Source organism: Streptomyces sp. NPDC056738, from assembly GCF_042790435.1.
Lineage (GTDB): Bacteria > Actinomycetota > Actinomycetes > Streptomycetales > Streptomycetaceae > Streptomyces.
Map to the genome: position 1 here is coordinate 126170 of NZ_JBHTZF010000003.1, position 15321 is coordinate 141490.

At 73.8% G+C, this 15321-nt stretch carries 13 protein-coding genes; 9 read left to right on the forward strand and 4 right to left on the reverse strand.

Features of this window, described 5'->3' with window-relative positions; all coding sequences use genetic code 11:
• Window positions 1–231 precede the first annotated feature (231 nt).
• From ACFRIC_RS07965 to ACFRIC_RS07980, 4 genes are all read left to right on the forward strand, one after another.
• Window positions 232–855, forward strand: coding sequence for a GntR family transcriptional regulator (locus ACFRIC_RS07965; RefSeq protein WP_356466332.1), 624 nt, complete (start codon window positions 232–234; stop codon window positions 853–855).
• A gap of 296 nt (window positions 856–1151) precedes the next feature.
• Window positions 1152–3857: a pyruvate dehydrogenase (acetyl-transferring), homodimeric type gene (gene aceE, locus ACFRIC_RS07970; protein WP_382781162.1), complete on the forward strand. Its 2706-nt coding sequence runs from the start codon at window positions 1152–1154 to the stop codon at window positions 3855–3857.
• A 104-nt stretch (window positions 3858–3961) separates the two neighbouring features.
• A complete protein-coding gene (locus tag ACFRIC_RS07975) occupies window positions 3962–4945 on the forward strand; it encodes a helix-turn-helix transcriptional regulator (protein WP_382781165.1) in 984 nt (327 codons plus the stop codon).
• A 103-nt stretch (window positions 4946–5048) separates the two neighbouring features.
• Window positions 5049–5570, forward strand: coding sequence for a DUF4240 domain-containing protein (locus ACFRIC_RS07980; RefSeq protein ID WP_382782724.1), 522 nt, complete (start codon window positions 5049–5051; stop codon window positions 5568–5570).
• On the opposite strand, the gene ACFRIC_RS07985 is transcribed toward ACFRIC_RS07980, so the two are convergent.
• The gene (locus ACFRIC_RS07985) at window positions 5534–5794 is read right to left on the reverse strand and encodes a hypothetical protein (protein ID WP_382782785.1); all 261 of its coding nucleotides are present in this window, start codon (window positions 5792–5794) and stop codon (window positions 5534–5536) included. The two genes, ACFRIC_RS07980 and ACFRIC_RS07985, sit on opposite strands and share 37 nt — an antisense overlap.
• Before the next feature lie 122 nt (window positions 5795–5916).
• Window positions 5917–6609, reverse strand: coding sequence for a peptidoglycan recognition protein (locus tag ACFRIC_RS07990; protein WP_382782727.1), 693 nt, complete (start codon window positions 6607–6609; stop codon window positions 5917–5919).
• A gap of 429 nt (window positions 6610–7038) precedes the next feature.
• On the opposite strand from ACFRIC_RS07990, the gene ACFRIC_RS07995 reads away from it, so the two are divergent.
• Both ACFRIC_RS07995 and ACFRIC_RS08000 read left to right on the forward strand, forming a co-directional pair.
• Window positions 7039–8223, forward strand: coding sequence for a MarP family serine protease (locus tag ACFRIC_RS07995; RefSeq protein WP_382781168.1), 1185 nt, complete (start codon window positions 7039–7041; stop codon window positions 8221–8223).
• Between the two features lie 55 nt (window positions 8224–8278).
• Window positions 8279–8986: a TetR/AcrR family transcriptional regulator gene (locus tag ACFRIC_RS08000; RefSeq protein ID WP_382781171.1), complete on the forward strand. Its 708-nt coding sequence runs from the start codon at window positions 8279–8281 to the stop codon at window positions 8984–8986.
• Window positions 8987–8993: 7 nt separating this feature from the next.
• Here the strand turns inward: ACFRIC_RS08000 and ACFRIC_RS08005 are convergent, their stop codons facing one another.
• Window positions 8994–9482 carry a GNAT family N-acetyltransferase gene (locus tag ACFRIC_RS08005; RefSeq protein WP_382781174.1) on the reverse strand — a complete coding sequence of 163 codons (489 nt, stop codon included), beginning with the start codon at window positions 9480–9482 and terminating at the stop codon, window positions 8994–8996.
• 72 nt (window positions 9483–9554) lie between these two features.
• Here ACFRIC_RS08005 and ACFRIC_RS08010 point away from each other — a divergent pair, with 72 nt between their 5' ends.
• Both ACFRIC_RS08010 and ACFRIC_RS08015 read left to right on the forward strand, forming a co-directional pair.
• A complete protein-coding gene (locus ACFRIC_RS08010; RefSeq protein ID WP_382781177.1) occupies window positions 9555–10472 on the forward strand; it encodes a TIGR01777 family oxidoreductase in 918 nt (305 codons plus the stop codon).
• A gap of 388 nt (window positions 10473–10860) precedes the next feature.
• Window positions 10861–12255, forward strand: a complete 1395-nt coding sequence (locus tag ACFRIC_RS08015; protein ID WP_382781180.1) for an NAD(P)/FAD-dependent oxidoreductase — start codon at window positions 10861–10863, stop codon at window positions 12253–12255.
• A gap of 342 nt (window positions 12256–12597) precedes the next feature.
• Here the strand turns inward: ACFRIC_RS08015 and ACFRIC_RS08020 are convergent, their stop codons facing one another.
• Window positions 12598–14070, reverse strand: coding sequence for a regulator (locus ACFRIC_RS08020; RefSeq protein WP_382781183.1), 1473 nt, complete (start codon window positions 14068–14070; stop codon window positions 12598–12600).
• A gap of 332 nt (window positions 14071–14402) precedes the next feature.
• On the opposite strand from ACFRIC_RS08020, the gene lipB reads away from it, so the two are divergent.
• Window positions 14403–15209 carry a lipoyl(octanoyl) transferase LipB gene (lipB, locus tag ACFRIC_RS08025; protein ID WP_382781186.1) on the forward strand — a complete coding sequence of 269 codons (807 nt, stop codon included), beginning with the start codon at window positions 14403–14405 and terminating at the stop codon, window positions 15207–15209.
• The last annotated feature ends 112 nt before the right edge of the window (window positions 15210–15321 follow it).

The following is a 15321-nucleotide window of genomic DNA, read 5'->3' on the forward strand; positions in this document are numbered from 1 at the left end:
GGTACGAATCCGGACTTCACCCGGTACGGACCCGTACGGACGGGAACACTCTGACAGCGTGTAAGTCTCGTCTCACCTGCGGGAAAGCGCCACCATGCGCCCCTCACCGACCGGGCCCCGGCCTTATTGTCTAAAGGTCAAGCCCCGGGTCCCGCCCGCCACCCGACCACCGCCCCTCATCGGGGCACTCCGTGCCACGGCATCGGGTCTGCCCCTCCCAAAGGAGCCTTCATGACCGCGCCCGTCGTCCACTCGCTGCGCGAACAGATCCGCGAGCACATCGTGGAGGGGATCGTCAGCGGGCGCTGGAAGCCGGGCGAGCGGATCGTGGAGCGGCGGATCGCCACCGAGCTGGAGGTCAGCCAGACCCCGGTCCGCGAGGCGCTGCGCGAGCTGGAGTCGCTGCGGCTGATCGAGTCGGCGCCGAACAAGGGCGTCCGGGTGCGCAATCTGACCGCCGCCGACCTGGAGGAGAGCTACCCCGTACGAGCCGGTCTGGAGGCCATCGCGGCGGAGCTGGCGGCGGAGAGGCTGGCGGAGGACTGCTCGGCCCTCGAACCGCACGTGGCGGCCCTGTACGAGGCCGACCGGCTGGCCGACGGGACCGGCCAGGTCCGGCACACCGTGGGCTTCCACCGCGAGCTGGTCCGGGCGGCGGGCAACTCCGTCCTCCTGCACACCTGGGAGGGCCTGGGCATCGAGGTCTTCACGGCCCTGTCCATCCGCTGGCTCGGGACCGTGCAGCAGTCGTACGCCGAGGAGCACGAGGCCCTCGTGGACGCCTTCCGGCGGCGCGACCCGCTGATCGCCGACCTCGTGAAGGCCCACGTCCTCGGCTGCGCACCGCGTCCCTGAGGGCTGCGCCGACGCCGTCGGCGCAGGGGAGCACACCCCCGCTCAACCGTGCTCCCACCTGCGAAAACCCTCGATTTTCGAGGCACCCGGTGCCTGGCGGCAAGGCACCCCGTGCCGACTTTCCGATCTGAAGAGGATTTCCCCCCGATTCCTTTGATCGATCATCGATCAGGGGGTTACAGTCCTCGACGGGCTCCCACAAGAGCCCGTCGCCCTGTCCTGCCATAGACCAAGGGCACACCCCGAAAACCCCTTGCCGATGAGGGAACCCCCCTCCGCATCCGGAAGGCGGCGCAATGACCGACCCCACCGCAATCCAGCCGAGCGAGCTCGACCAGCTCCCGGACCGCGACCCCGAGGAGACCGCCGAATGGCAGGCCTCCCTGGACGCCGTCACCCAGGCGGCCGGGCCGCACCGTGCCGCGTACCTGATGCGCCGCACGCTGGAGCGCGCCGAGGGCAACGGTCTCGCGCTGCCCAAGCTGCTTGAGACCGACTACGTCAACACCATCCCCACCGCCGCCGAGCCCTCCGTGGACGGCGACGAGGCGATGGAGGCCCGGATCACCGCGTGGAACCGCTGGAACGCGGCCGCGATGGTGACCCGGGGCGCGAAGCACGGCGTCGGCGGCCACATCGCCACCTTCGCCTCCGCGGCCTGGCTCTACGAGACCGGCTTCAACCACTTCTTCAAGGGCAAGGAGGGTGACGGGTCCGGCGACCAGCTCTACATCCAGGGCCACGCCTCCCCCGGCATCTACGCCCGCGCCTTCCTCGACGGCCGGCTGACCGAGCAGCACCTGGACAACTTCCGCCAGGAGTCCGGCGGCAGCGGCCTCCCGTCGTACCCGCACCCGCGCCGGCTGCCCTGGCTGTGGGAGTTCCCGACCGTCTCCATGGGCCTCGGCCCGCTGTCGGCGATCTACCAGGCCCGCTTCAACCGCTACCTCACCAACCGCGGCATCAAGGACGTCTCCGCGTCGCACGTGTGGGCGTTCCTCGGTGACGGCGAGATGGACGAGCCGGAGTCGACGGCGGCACTCGCGCTGGCCTCCCGCGAGGGTCTGGACAACCTGACCTTCGTCATCAACTGCAACCTCCAGCGCCTCGACGGCCCGGTCCGCGCGAACTTCAAGATCGTGCAGGAGCTGGAGGCGCAGTTCCGCGGCGCCGGCTGGAACGTCGTGAAGTCGCTGTGGGGCTCGGCCTGGGACGAGCTGTTCCAGCTCGACACCACGGGCGCGCTGGTCCGCCGGCTGCGCCAGGTGCCCGACGCCCAGGTGCAGACGTACCAGACCCGCGACGCCGCCTACATCCGCCAGGACTTCTTCGGCTCCGACCCGGCGCTCGCCGAGATGGCGAAGCTGCTGAGCGACGACAAGATCCTGGAGTGCTTCCACCTGTCCCGCGGCGGCCACGAGTCCCGCAAGGTGTACGCGGCCTACCGCGCCGCCCTCGCGCACAAGGGCGCGCCGACGGTGATCCTGGCCCAGACGGTCAAGGGCCACACCCTCGGCCCGGGCTTCGCGTCGAAGAACGCCAACCACCAGATGAAGAAGCTGTCCACGGACGAGTTCAAGCAGATGCGTGATCTGCTCGAACTGCCCATCTCCGACAGCCAGTTCGTCGACGGCGTGGTGCCCTACGGCCACCCGGGCGCCGACTCCCCCGAGGTCCGCTACCTCCAGGAGCGCCGCGCGGCCCTCGGCGGCCCGGCCCCGGCCCGCCGCACGCACGCGCTGGCCCCGCTGCCGGCCCCCGCCGACAAGGCGTTCGCCTCCTTCGACAAGGGCTCCGGCTCGCAGAACGTGGCGACGACCATGGCGTTCGTCCGTCTCGTCAAGGACCTGGTCCGCGACAAGGAGACCGGCCGCCGCTGGGTGCCGATCGTCCCGGACGAGGCCCGCACCTTCGGCATGGAGTCGCTCTTCCCGTCGCTGGGCATCTACTCGCCCAAGGGGCAGACGTACGAGCCCGTCGACCGCGACCAGCTCATGTACTACAAGGAGGCCAAGGACGGCCAGATCCTCAACGAGGGGATCACCGAGGCCGGTTCCATGGCGGACTTCATCGCCGCGTCCACCGCGTACTCCACGCACGGTGAGGCGATGATCCCCTTCTACATCTTCTACTCGATGTTCGGCTGGCAGCGCACGGCCGACCAGATGTGGCAGCTCGGCGACCAGCTCGGCCGCGGCTTCCTCGTCGGCGCGACGGCCGGCCGGACCACCCTGACCGGTGAGGGCCTCCAGCACGCCGACGGCCACTCCCCCGTCATCGCGGCGACGAACCCGGCGGCGCTGTCCTACGACCCGGCGTTCGCGTACGAGATCGCGACGATCGTCAAGGACGGTCTGCGCCGGATGTACGGCGAGAGCGCCCCGGGCGAGGACCCGGACGTCTTCTACTACCTGACCGTCTACAACGAGCCGATGCCGCAGCCCGCCAAGCCGGCCGGCCTCGGTATCGACGAGGGCATCGTCAAGGGCCTGTACCGCTTCAACACGGCGGAGTCGGCGGGCCTGAACGTGGCGGCGGCGAACGCCCCGCGCATCCAGCTCCTCGGTTCCGGCACGGCGATCCACTGGACGCTTGAGGCGCAGAAGCTGCTCGCCGAGGAGTGGGGTGTGGCCGCCGACGTGTGGTCCGCGACCTCCTGGACCGAGCTGCGCCGCGACGCGCTGGAGGCCGACGCGGCCCTGCTGCGCGGCGAGGAGCGGGTGCCGTTCGTCCGCCAGGCGCTCCAGGGCGCCGAGGGCCCGGTGCTCGCGGTCTCCGACTACATGCGCCAGGTCCCGGACCAGATCGCGCAGTGGGTCGAGCAGGACTGGTCCTCGCTCGGTGCCGACGGCTTCGGTCTCTCCGACACCCGTGCGGCGGCCCGCCGCCACTTCGGCGTGGACGCGCAGTCGATCGTCGTCGCCGCGCTGGCGCAGCTCGCCCGCCGCGGCGAGGTCAAGGCGTCGGCCGTGAAGGAGGCCCGGGAGCGCTACGGCCTGTAGTGCCTGGGGAGTGACAAAGGGAAGGGGTACGGCGGTCGCCGTACCCCTTCCCGGCTTTCCGGCCGGCTCTCCCGGCTGTCGGCGGTGCCCGGCATCATGAATCCATGCGTGCCGCTCGTCTGATCAAGATGGTGCTGCTGCTCCAGACCCGCGCGTCGATGACCGCCGCCGAGCTGGCGCGGGAGCTGGAGGTGTCCGAGCGCACGGTCGCCCGGGACGCGCAGGCGCTGTCGGAGGCGGGGATCCCGGTCTACGCCGACCGGGGCCGGGCCGGGGGCTACCGCCTGATCGGCGGGTACCGCACCCGGCTGACGGGGCTCGCGCGCGGCGAGGCGGAGGCGCTGTTCCTGAGCGGGGTGCCGGGGGCGCTGCGCGACATGGGTCTCGAGGACTCGGCGTCGGCGGCCCGGCTGAAGGTGTCGGCGGCGCTGCTGCCCTCGCTGCGGGACGCCTCGCGGTCGGCGGCGCAGCGGTTCCATCTGGACGCGCCCGCCTGGTTCAGCGAGCCGCTCACACCGGAGCTCCTGCCCGTGCTCGCGGGCGCGGTGTGGGACGACCGCCCGGTCCTCGCGCGCTACCTGCGCGACGGGGCGGAGGTGGAGCGGGCCCTCGAACCGTACGGGCTCGTCCTGAAGGCGGGGCTCTGGTATCTGTGCGCGCGGGTGACCGACGCCGGGGCCTTCCGTGTCTACAGGATCGACCGGTTCACCGCCGTCGAGCCCGGCCCGGAGCGGTTCCGTCGGGACGACGGCTTCGACCTGCCGGAGTTCTGGCGGGAGCGGGCCGAGGAGTTCGCCCGGTCCGTCCTGCGGTCGGAGGTCGTCGTACGGCTGTCCCCGGAGGGCGTGCGGATGCTGCCGTACGCCGTCGATCCGGCGTCGGCGAAGGAGGCGCTCGGTGCCTCGGAGGCCCCCGACGGGCGGGGCTGGGTGACCCTCACCCTGCCGGTCGAGTCCGAGGAGGTCGCCCGGATGCAACTGCGGGGGCTCGGGCCCGAGGTGGAGGTGCTCGCTCCGGCGGCCCTGCGCGAACGCTGCGCCGAGGACGCGGCCGGTGCCGCGGCGCTCTACCGGCCCCCGACCACTTGAAATCCGTAGGAACCCGGCGGTTTTACCTTCGGCATGTGCATGCATAACAATCTGCTCCGCTCCACGTGCGTCCCCTCCGCCCAGGCCCGATGCTTGACCCGTGATGGACGAGACGGAGTTCTGGGAGCTGGTGGACACGACCCGCGAGACGGCCGAGGGAGACCCCGAGGAACAGGCGGATCTGCTCGTCGAGCGGCTCGTCCAGCTTGATCCGGACTCCGTCCTGGACTTCGCCCGGCACTTCGAGTCCCGCTACAACCGCGCGTACCGCTGGGATCTGTGGGGCGCCGCCTGGGTGCTGCTCGACGGAGCGAGCGACGACGCCTTCGACTTCTTCCGGTGCTGGCTGATCGGCCAGGGCCGGGACGTCTTCGAGGGGGCGATGCACGACCCCGACACGCTCGCCGAGCTGCTGGACGACTTCGACGAGGAGATCGACGGCGACGGCGAGGAGCTGGGGTACGCGGCCGACGAGGCGTACGAGCAGCTCACCGGTGCCGTCGCGCCCGCCCTGGGCATCCCGGCCGCGGCCGCCGAGCCCGAGGGCACTCCGCTCGAGTTCGAGAACGAGGCGGTCATCGCGGAGCGCTACCCCAAGCTGTGGGAGCGGTTCAGGGAGGACTGACGGGCCGGCGGGGCCGCGTTGGCCCGGTCCAGCGCGGACGCCGTGACCGCCGCCGGGCCCAGCACGACCGTGGCCACGGCGCACAGCAGCGCCCACGGCCGCCGCGCCCCCGTCACGCGGCCGCCGGACGGCTCCACGGCCCGTGTGTCCTGTCCGCCCCCGGTGCGCCCCGCGTGCGCCCCGCTCCCCGCGCCGCGCGCGGGCCCCGTCCGACTGATCCTCATGATCCCCGCCTCCGGTCAGCACGTGCGACGCCGTGCGGCGCCGTACGTGGACGGTAGGGCGCCCGGCTCTGGGGAGTCTGTGAGCCGGCGGGGGTGTGCCTGTGACCGGCGGCGCCGGGCGCTCAGCGGCCCTGGATGCGCGCCGCGAGGTCGCGGATGTCGGGGATGCGGGCGCTGAGGGCGGCGCCCGGGCAGCTCGTCATGAAGGCCGCGTCGTGGCCGGAGACGGTGGCGAGCACGGCGGCGGTGCTGGCGGCGTAGCGGCTGAGGCTGTTGCTGGAGACGAGACGGACCGTGCCGCGGGGGTCCACGCCGCTGAGCCCGAGCTTCCAGGCGACCACACGGGCGATCGCGTCGGTCATCGCCTTGGGCACCTGCGATCCCGCCGTGAAGGTGCCGATCGCGGCGATCCCGGCGGTGCGGTGGTTGAAGCCCTGGGTGTGCGCCCCGGTGACGGGCCGGTCGACCCCGCCCGCGCGGCCCTCGTAGATCGTGCCGCACCGGTCGACGAGGAAGTTGTAGCCGATGTCGTCCCAGTCCTTGGCGCCGGTCTGGCCCGCGTACACGTCACGGATGATGCGGGGCACGTCGGCGCAGTCGTAGCCGTTGGGCGAGTCGGTGTGATGGATGAAGACCGCCACGACCCGGTCGTCGTAGCGGGGCGGCGGCTGTTTTCGCGTGCTCGCGGTGTCCAGCCACGCCGTGCGCGGCACGATGGGCGGTCTGGCGACGGGGCGGGGGACGGTGATCCGGGCCGCGACCGGGGGCGGGGTGGTGGCGCGGGACGCCGTGCGGTCCACCCCGGCCGCGCACATCACCAGCGCCAGGACCGCGAGCAGGCCGGGCACGCAGCCGAGGGCGACGAGGGCCGGTTTCGGGAGCCCGAACGGCGCACGCCGGCGCACGCCGGAGGGCACGGGCGCACGCGGGGCCCGCGCCGTCCTGCCGGTGCGCCTCTCGCGGGCCCGGGGCCCCGGGCGTACGTGCCGCCCGTGCCGGGACACCCGCTCCCCGCTCCGTATTCGAAGCCCCCGCGGATTCCGGAAGACACGCATGGAGCCACCCTGACCCGGATCCGCGCGGCCCGCGATGTGTGGTGTGCCACCTGGTGGAACCATCGTGCGTGTCCGGGACGTTTTTACAGGTCCACGGGTGTGTGGCCGTTCGCGCGGGCACCGAACGCGCGTGGCTGATCACTGGGCCCGCCCGGCGCGTACTAAGGGGCCCTAGAGAAAGGCGGCTCCGTGGACGTTCTCGACCTCCTGCTGGCGCTGGTCATCCTGGTCTACGCGGCCTCCGGGTACCGCCGTGGCCTGGTGGCCGGCTGTGTCTCGCTGGCCGGCTTCGTGGGCGGCGCCGTCATCGGCGTATGGGTGCTGCCGTGGATCATGGAGCTGGTCACGGCGGGGACACCGGCGGCGACGGTCACGGCGGTGCTCACGGTGCTGGTCCCGGGCGTCGTGGGCCACGAGCTAGCCGGGCGGCTGGCGCTGAAGCTGCGCCGCGAGCTGGACCAGGGGCCGCTGCGGGTGGCCGACGGCATCGGCGGAGCCGCGGCGAACACCGTCGCCGTGCTGCTGGTGGCCTGGGTGGCGGCGAGCGTCCTGGGCGCGTCCTCCTCGACGGTGGTGACGCAGTCGATCCGCAACTCGGCGCTGCTGGGCGCCGTCCAGAACTCGATGCCGGAGACCACTCCGGCCTGGTTCTCGCGCGCGACCTCGGCCCTCACGGAGGCGGGCTTCCCGCAGGTCTTCAACCCGTTCGAGAACGAACCGACGGCCGGGGTCGCCAAGCCCTCCGGCGACAGCGTCACGCCCTCCGCGACGAACGCGGCCAAGCTGAGCACCGTGAAGGTCGAGGGCGCGTCGGGCAACCAGGGCCGGGAGGGCAGCGGCTTCGTCTACGCCGCCCACCGCGTGATGACCAACGCGCACGTGGTGGCCGGCATCGACCGGCCGACCGTGCGGGTCGGCGGGGTCGGCCGCCCCTACCAGGCGCGGGTGGTGCTCTTCGACCCGCAGAAGGACGTCGCCGTGCTGTACGTGCCGGCGCTGCAGGCGCCCGTCCTCCACTTCGACGGGGTCGCCTCGCGCGGCGACTCGGCGGTGGTCGCGGGCTACCCGCAGGACGGCGGTCTCGACCTCCAGGCGGCCACCGTCGCGAGCCGCATCAACGCGACGGGCCAGAACATCTACAACACCGGCACGGTCACCCGTGAGATCTACTCGATCCGCTCGACCGTCCGGCCCGGCAACTCCGGCGGCCCGCTCCTGACGACGGACGGCAAGGTGTACGGCGTCGTCTTCGCCCGCTCGACCTCGGACGCCGAGACCGGTTACGTCCTGACGGCCCACGAGGTCGCGAGCGACGCCCGCAAGGCGGCCCACGCCACGGCCCGCGTGGACACCGGCGACCTCGTCACGTCCTGATCCGGGGCCCGTATCCGGCCGGGTCCGCGGGCCGCTCCCGGCGTACGCTCTCCGCGTGAGCAGCCAGCCGCCCCGGGCACCCGCACCGTCGCTGACCGAGCGCCGCAAGGCGGCCACCCGGCTGGACATCGCGCGCGCGGCGGCCGAGCTGTTCACCGAGCGCGGTCCGGACGGCACCACGGCGGAGGACATCGCCCGCCGGGCCGGGGTGGGGCCGCGCACCTTCTACCGCTACTTCCGCGACAAGCGGGACGCCGTGGGCCCGCTGCTCGCGGCGGGCGGCGAGCACTGGCGTGCCCTGCTCGCGGCGACGGAGCCGGGCACGGCCCTGCCGACGGCGCTGGAGCGGGCGATCCGGCAGGCGCTGGCCGCCCCCGACGCCCACGCGGCGGAGCGGCTGGAGCAGACCCGCGCGCTGCTGCGGGCGGCCACCGGCGATCCCGCGCTGCGCTCGGTGTGGTACCGGGTGAACCAGGAGTCCGAGGAGCGGTTGATCCCGGTGACGGCCCGGATCGCGGGCAGCGGCGCGGACCCGCTGGAGCCCCGGCTGGCCGCCGCCGCGGCCACGGCCGCGATCCGGATCGCGCTGGAGACCTGGGCGGCCACGGACGCGCCGGCCGAGGGACCGGGTTCACCCGCCGAACTGGCCGTCCGCTGTCTGCGTCACCTCATGGCCGGCCCGCGTCCGTCGCACACCGGCGGGCGGGAACCGCCGGGGCCGTCGGTGCCGCCCGCGGACGGCGGGTACCCGTCGAGACGGTGAGAGCCCGTCAGAGCGGGCGTCCCATCAGGACGTCGTCCACGTAGGCGCCATCCAGCAGGAACTCCCCGGGCAGGACACCCTCGACGACGAAGCCCTCGGAGGCGTACAACGCGCGCGCCGGGGTGTTGTGGCCGAGCACGCGCAGGGTGATGCGCCGGGCCCCCTGGCGGCGGGCCTCCTCGCACGCCGTCCGCAGCAGCGCGCGGCCCACACCGGCGCCGCGGGCCTCGTCGGCGACGGCCAGTCCGAGGATCTGCCGGACATGCGCGTTGCAGGCCAGCGGGGTCGGGAAACCCAGCCGCAGATACCCCACGACACGGCCGTCGAGCTCGGCGACGACATGGTCCCGGGGACCGAACCGCTCGCTGTAGAAGGGCTCGTACGGCGGCCGGGGGCGCGGCATGACGGCATGCAGCGTGGACCAGGTGTCACGGTCGATCCGGCCGAGCGCGTCCTCGTCGTCCAGGGTGGCGGTGCGTATCCGCGGAGCTGACATACCGGTCACTGTACGGCCGCCGCGCTGCGGTCCTTTCCGTGAAGTCCGCGGCGGCGCGGGCAGGATGGACCCATGAGCGACTCACCGCTGTCACCGGGTTCCCGCATCGCGATCGCCGGCGCGTCCGGTCTGATCGGTTCCGCGCTGGCGCGCTCCCTGAGCGCCGAGGGGCACGAGGTGGTCCGGCTCGTGCGCCGCGAGCCGCGTTCGCCCGACGAGATCCGCTGGGATCCGCAGCGGCAGCGGATCGACGCGGTGGGGCTCATCGGCTGTGCGGCGGTGGTCAATCTGGCGGGGGCCCCGGTCGCGGGGCGGCCGTGGACCCGTACGTACAAGCGGATGATCCGGGACAGCCGGGTGCTCGGGACGGTGACGCTCGCGGAGGCGGTCGCCTCGCTCGACGAACCCCCGCGGGTCTTCGTCAACGGGAGCGCGATCGGGTTCTACGGCGACACGGGCGACCGCGCGGTGGACGAGTCGGCGCCGCCCGGGGACGGTTTCCTGTCGTCCGTCTGTGTGGAGTGGGAGGAGGCGACCGCTCCCGCCCAGGAGGCCGGGGTGCGCACGGTGATCCCGAGGACCGGGCTCGTGGTGGCCCGTGAGGGCGGGGCCTGGGCCAGGCTGATTCCGCTGTTCAAGGCGGGGGCCGGGGGGCGGATGGGGAACGGGCGCCAGTACTGGAGCTACATCGCGCTGCACGACGAGGTGGCCGCGATCCGGCATCTCATCGACACGGAGTCGCTGTCCGGGCCGGTGAACCTGACCGCCCCCGACCCGCTCACCAACGGCGAGATCACCGAGGCCATGGGGCGCGTCCTGCACCGCCCGACCCTGCTGACGGCCCCCGCCCCGCTCCTGCGGCTCGCCCTCGGCGACATGGCCGAGGACGTACTGGGCAGCCAGCGCGTCCTGCCCACCCGCCTCCTGGAGTCGGGCTTCACCTTCGCGTTCCCGTCGATCGACGCGACACTGCGAGCCGCACTGGGCTGAGGGGCGCGACTCCGGGGGCCGGAGACTTGGGGCATGCCCCGGGACGGGGCCCGGCTCGGGGTCCCGAGGGTCGGCCTCCGGACCGGGGGCGGTCTCCAGGCGGGGCGTCGGCTTTGAGTGCTCCGGCACGGCTCGGCGGCCCAAGTTGCCGGCTTGGGCGCCGGGTGTCGCCGGTTCGGACGAAATCGCCCGAGGGGGCCGGGGCGGTTCCGGTGGGGTCGTCGCACCCGACGGGCGGGCACATGCACCCCCCATGCCCCCGTGCACGGCCGCCGCGCGGCTTCCCCCGGGCGGCCGAACCTCGCACCCTCGATCCGAACTCGGGCATTCCAGAAGCGTGTTGGGGGCATGACGTCCCCACCGGCCGCGCAACCTCGAGGAGGGGCACGTGCTAGAGCCCGCACGCCACGCCGCGCACACGGCGGAGATCACGCAAGACGTCGACGTCGTCGTCGTGGGAGCCGGTGTCGCCGGCCTCGCGGCCGCACGGCATCTGACCGGGGCGGGGCTGAGGACCGCCGTCCTGGAGGCCGCCCCCCATGTGGGCGGGCGCATGTCCACGGAGAAGGTGGACGGCTTCCGGCTCGACCGGCTCGGCCGGCTCCTGTCCACCTCGTACCCGGAACTGCGCCACACCCCGGGCCTGGGCGGCCTCGTCCTGTGCCCGTTCCCGCCCGGCGTGCTGCTGCACAGCGACGGCCACCGCCATCACACCGGCACGCCCAGCGCTCCCCGGAGCGCGAGGGGCGCACTCACCACCGCACGCGCCCTCGCGAGCGCCCCCCGGCTCCCGCTGCCCCGGCCCGCACGCGGCACCACCCGCCCCGGACCGCTCGGCAGCCCCCTCGATCAGGCCCGCCTCGGCGGGGCCCTCGCGCGGCTAGCCGCCACCACGCCGGAGCGCCTGCTCGCCCGCCCCGACCTCACCGCGGCGAAGGCGCTGACCGCCCGGGGGCTTCCGGCCCGTACCGTCGAAACCTTTCTGCGCCCCCTCCTCGCGGCCCTGCTGTGCGACCCGGACCTGCGGACGTCGAGCCGTCTCGCCGACCTCGCGCTGCACTCCTTCGCGACGGGCCGGCTGTGCCTTCCCGAAGGCGGCGCGGACGCGCTCCCGGAGCTGCTCGCCGCCGGCCTTCCGCCCGGCACCGTGCACACGGGCGTCCAGGTCACCGCCGTGTCGACGACCCGGGTCACGACGAAGGACCACGGCGAACTCCGCTGCCGGGCCATCCTGCTGGCGACCGGGGCGCGCGCTGCCGCCGGGTTCCTGCCCGGGTTGCACGTGCCCGCCTTCCATCCGGTGACCGTCCTGCACCACACCACGGACGAACCGCCGCTCACCGGACCCGCGTTGCTCCTGGACGCCGACCGGAGCGGGCCGGTGGCGCACACGGCGGTCGTCAGCCAGGTCGACCCGACCCGGGCGCCCGCGGGCCGCGCCCTGATCTCCTCGACCGTGCTCGGCACCCCGCCCGCCGCGGCCCATCTGGACGCGACGGTCCGCGCCCAGCTCGCCCGTCTCTACGGCACGTCGACGAGCCGCTGGGAACTGCTGGCGGTCCATCACGAGCCGGAGGCGGTCCCGGCGATGCCGCCGCCGCACGACCCGCGCCGCCCCGTACGGCTGCTCGCGGGCCTGTACGTGTGCGGCGACCACCGGGACACCAGCACGGTGCAGGGCGCGCTGCACTCCGCCCGGCGGGCCGCCCACGCCCTCCTGACGGACCTGGACGTCCACGCCCCCGCCCCCTCGGCCGAACCCCTGGAACCCGCCGCGGCCTGACCCACCCCTCGCGCCCCGGACCGGAACCCCACGACTCCGGCACCGGTCCGGCGAGTCCGGCCCGGAGTCCCGCACGTCCGGCACCGGGTCCCGCAACTCCGGCACGGGGCTCCGGAGTTCCGGGACCACGGCCCCGGCGAGCACCCCGCCCCGGTGGGGCGACCCCGGCCCCGGTGGGCCGGTCCGCGGGTGCCGGGGGCGGGCTCCCGCCCCCGGCGCGCGTGTCGGGCTTCCCGGTCTCCGGTTCCCCAGGCCGGAGACCGGGGACGGTCCGGCGGCACGGGGCCCGGCCCGCCCGTCCGGGCCCGCAGGCGACGCCGCGGCCCCGCCGGACAGTCCTCCTCAGCTCAGCGCGGCCACCTTGTCGCGGTAACCGCGGACGGGGGCGGCGTCCTTGTACGGTTCGAGCCGTTTCTCGAAGTCCCGTACGTACTCGACGGCCCGCGCCGACCGCATCTCGGCCGCCTGCCCCGCGGCCTCCGCGCCGAGCAGACAGGCCTGGTCGAGCTCCCCGAGCCCGAGCCGCGCCGAGGCGAGCACCACGCGGCAGAACAGCCGGCTGCGCGCGTAGCCGGGCGCCCGCAGTTGCAGCGAGCGCTCGGCGTGCTGCGCCGCCGCCCGGAACTGCTGAAGGTCCCGGTGGCAGTGCCCGAACTCGTCGGCGAGCTGCGCCTCGTCGAAGTACCGGGCCCAGTGCGGGACCTCGTCGCCGGTGCGGGACGCCTCCAGCGCGCGCTCGGCCCGCACCAGGGAGGCCGTGCAGGCCCGCACCTCGCCGAGCACCCCGTGCCCGCGCGCCTCGACGGCGTGCAGCAGCGCCTGCACGACGTGCGGCCCCCCGGCACCGAGACCCTGCTGCGCGACCCGCGCGAGCTGCACGGCCTCGCGTCCGTGCCCGAGGTAGACGGCCTGCCGGCTCATCGTGATGAGCACGTACGAGCCGTACACCCGGTCGCCCGCGGCCTGCGCCAGCCGCAGCGCCTGGACGAAGTACCGCTGCGCGAGTCCGTGCGCGCCGATGTCGTACGACGTCCAGCCGGCGAGCCGGGTGAGGTCGGCGGCGGCGGCGAACAGGTGGCGGCCGGTCTGCTCGCCGTACGCGCCGCGAAGCATCGGCTCGGCCTCGTGCTCCAGATAGCGGACCAGTGCCTGGCGGGCGTGGCCGCCGCCGTAGGCGTGGTCGAGGGCGCGGAAGAGTTCCCCGACCGAGCGGAGCGCGGCGATGTCCCCGCCGCTGACCCGCTGGCCGGGGCCGCGCTCGGTCCGGCCGCGCCGGGAGGCGGGTCCGCCCTGCTCGGGCGGCACCGTGACCTTGGGCGAGGCCGGGCGGCCCTGGGCGGGGATGCGGGCGGGCTGCTCGCCGCGGGCGACCCGGTCGTCGGCCCGGCCGATCAGCCAGTCCCGGCTGGGCACGACGAGCCCGGCCGGGGTGAAGGCGATCTTGCGGAGTTCGGCGTGGCTCCCGGAGTCCTTGCGCCACAGGCCGCTGACGATGTCGACGGCCTCCTCGGGGGTCGCCGCGAATTCGAGCCCCGCGTACACGGGGGCGCAGGCGTCGAGCCCGAGGTCCTGCGCGCTCAGGCGCCGGCCGAGGCGGCGGGTGAACACCTCGGCGATGAGCGCGGGGGTGGTCCCGCGGGGATGCTGGCCCCGCAGCCACCGGGTCACCGAGGTCTTGTCGTATCTCAGGTCCAGTCCGTGTTCGAGTCCGAGCTGGTCCACGCGGCGGGCGAGACCTGCGTTGGAGAACCCCGCTTCTGCGATGAGCGCGGCGAGCTGTCGATTGGGCGTGCGCTGCGCGGGTCGTTCCGTCATCTGCGGTGCGGTCTCCTGCCTTCGGGTCTCCAGAGGCGTCTCGGGGCGGCGCGAGAACGTGCTCGCGCCTCCCCGAGGCCCCCCTGTGCCCGGATTGCCTGTGAGCAGCCCTTATGGCCTCGTGAACGGCGCGAATGTAGCGGAGCGTGAGCACGTCATCGCACACATCGACATTCATTCATCCGATCGTGTGAGGATTAGCCGTCGAGCTGACGCGGATCGGACGGACGTACAGTGGCGTGGGCGCGCCACGGACCTGACGAAAGGTTCCTCCGCGTGCCCCGCACGGGGATCACCACGTGCCCGAGGAAGCTTCGAGGGAGGCGCTTGCCGTGAGTGAGTTGCGGTTCGTCCGCATGGGATTCGGTGCCGAGGCCGTCGAGTACCAGGAGGCGTGGGACGAGCAGCGCCGCGTGCACGCCGCCCGGTTCCTGGACGAGATCCCCGACACCTGCCTGCTCCTGGAGCACCCCCCGGTGTACACCGCGGGCCGGCGCACGGCGGACAACGAGCGGCCCCTGGACGGCACCCCCGTCATCGACGTGGACCGCGGCGGCAAGATCACCTGGCACGGTCCCGGCCAGCTCGTCGGCTACCCCATCCAGAAACTCCCGCGTCCCGTGGACGTCGTAGCCCACGTACGCCGTCTGGAAGAGGCGCTCATCCGCACCTGCGCCGAGTTCGGTCTGGAGACGAGCCGGGTCGAGGGCCGCAGCGGCGTCTGGGTCCTCGGTGACGCCAAGGACCCCGCCCAGGGGGCCTCCGCCCTCGGCGGCCTCTCCCTCGACTTCGACCCCCGGCTCCAGGACGAGGAGTTCGACCCGCGGCTCAACGGCCCGGAGTACGCCCCGTCCAACGCCGGCCAGCGCCGCGAGGACCGCAAGATCGCCGCGATCGGCATCCGCGTCGCCAAGGGTGTCACCATGCACGGCTTCGCGCTGAACGTGAACCCGGACAACGCCTGGTTCGACAAGATCATCCCGTGCGGCATCCGTGACGCCGGCGTCGCCTCCCTCGCGAACGAGCTGGGCCGCGACGTGACCATCGCCGAGGTCCTGCCGGTGGCCGAGAAGCACCTCAGGGACGTCCTGGCGAACGCGGACCTGAAGCCGCGCGTCGTGGAGCACACTCCGGCCTGAGCCCCGCGCGCCCCGTGGGGGCGCGCACACGTCCCCCGCGCCGCACGGCCGAACGCCTCCGGGAATGCACCCCCGCTCCCGAAGGTTGCCCACCTCGGGGGCCGAGCACCAC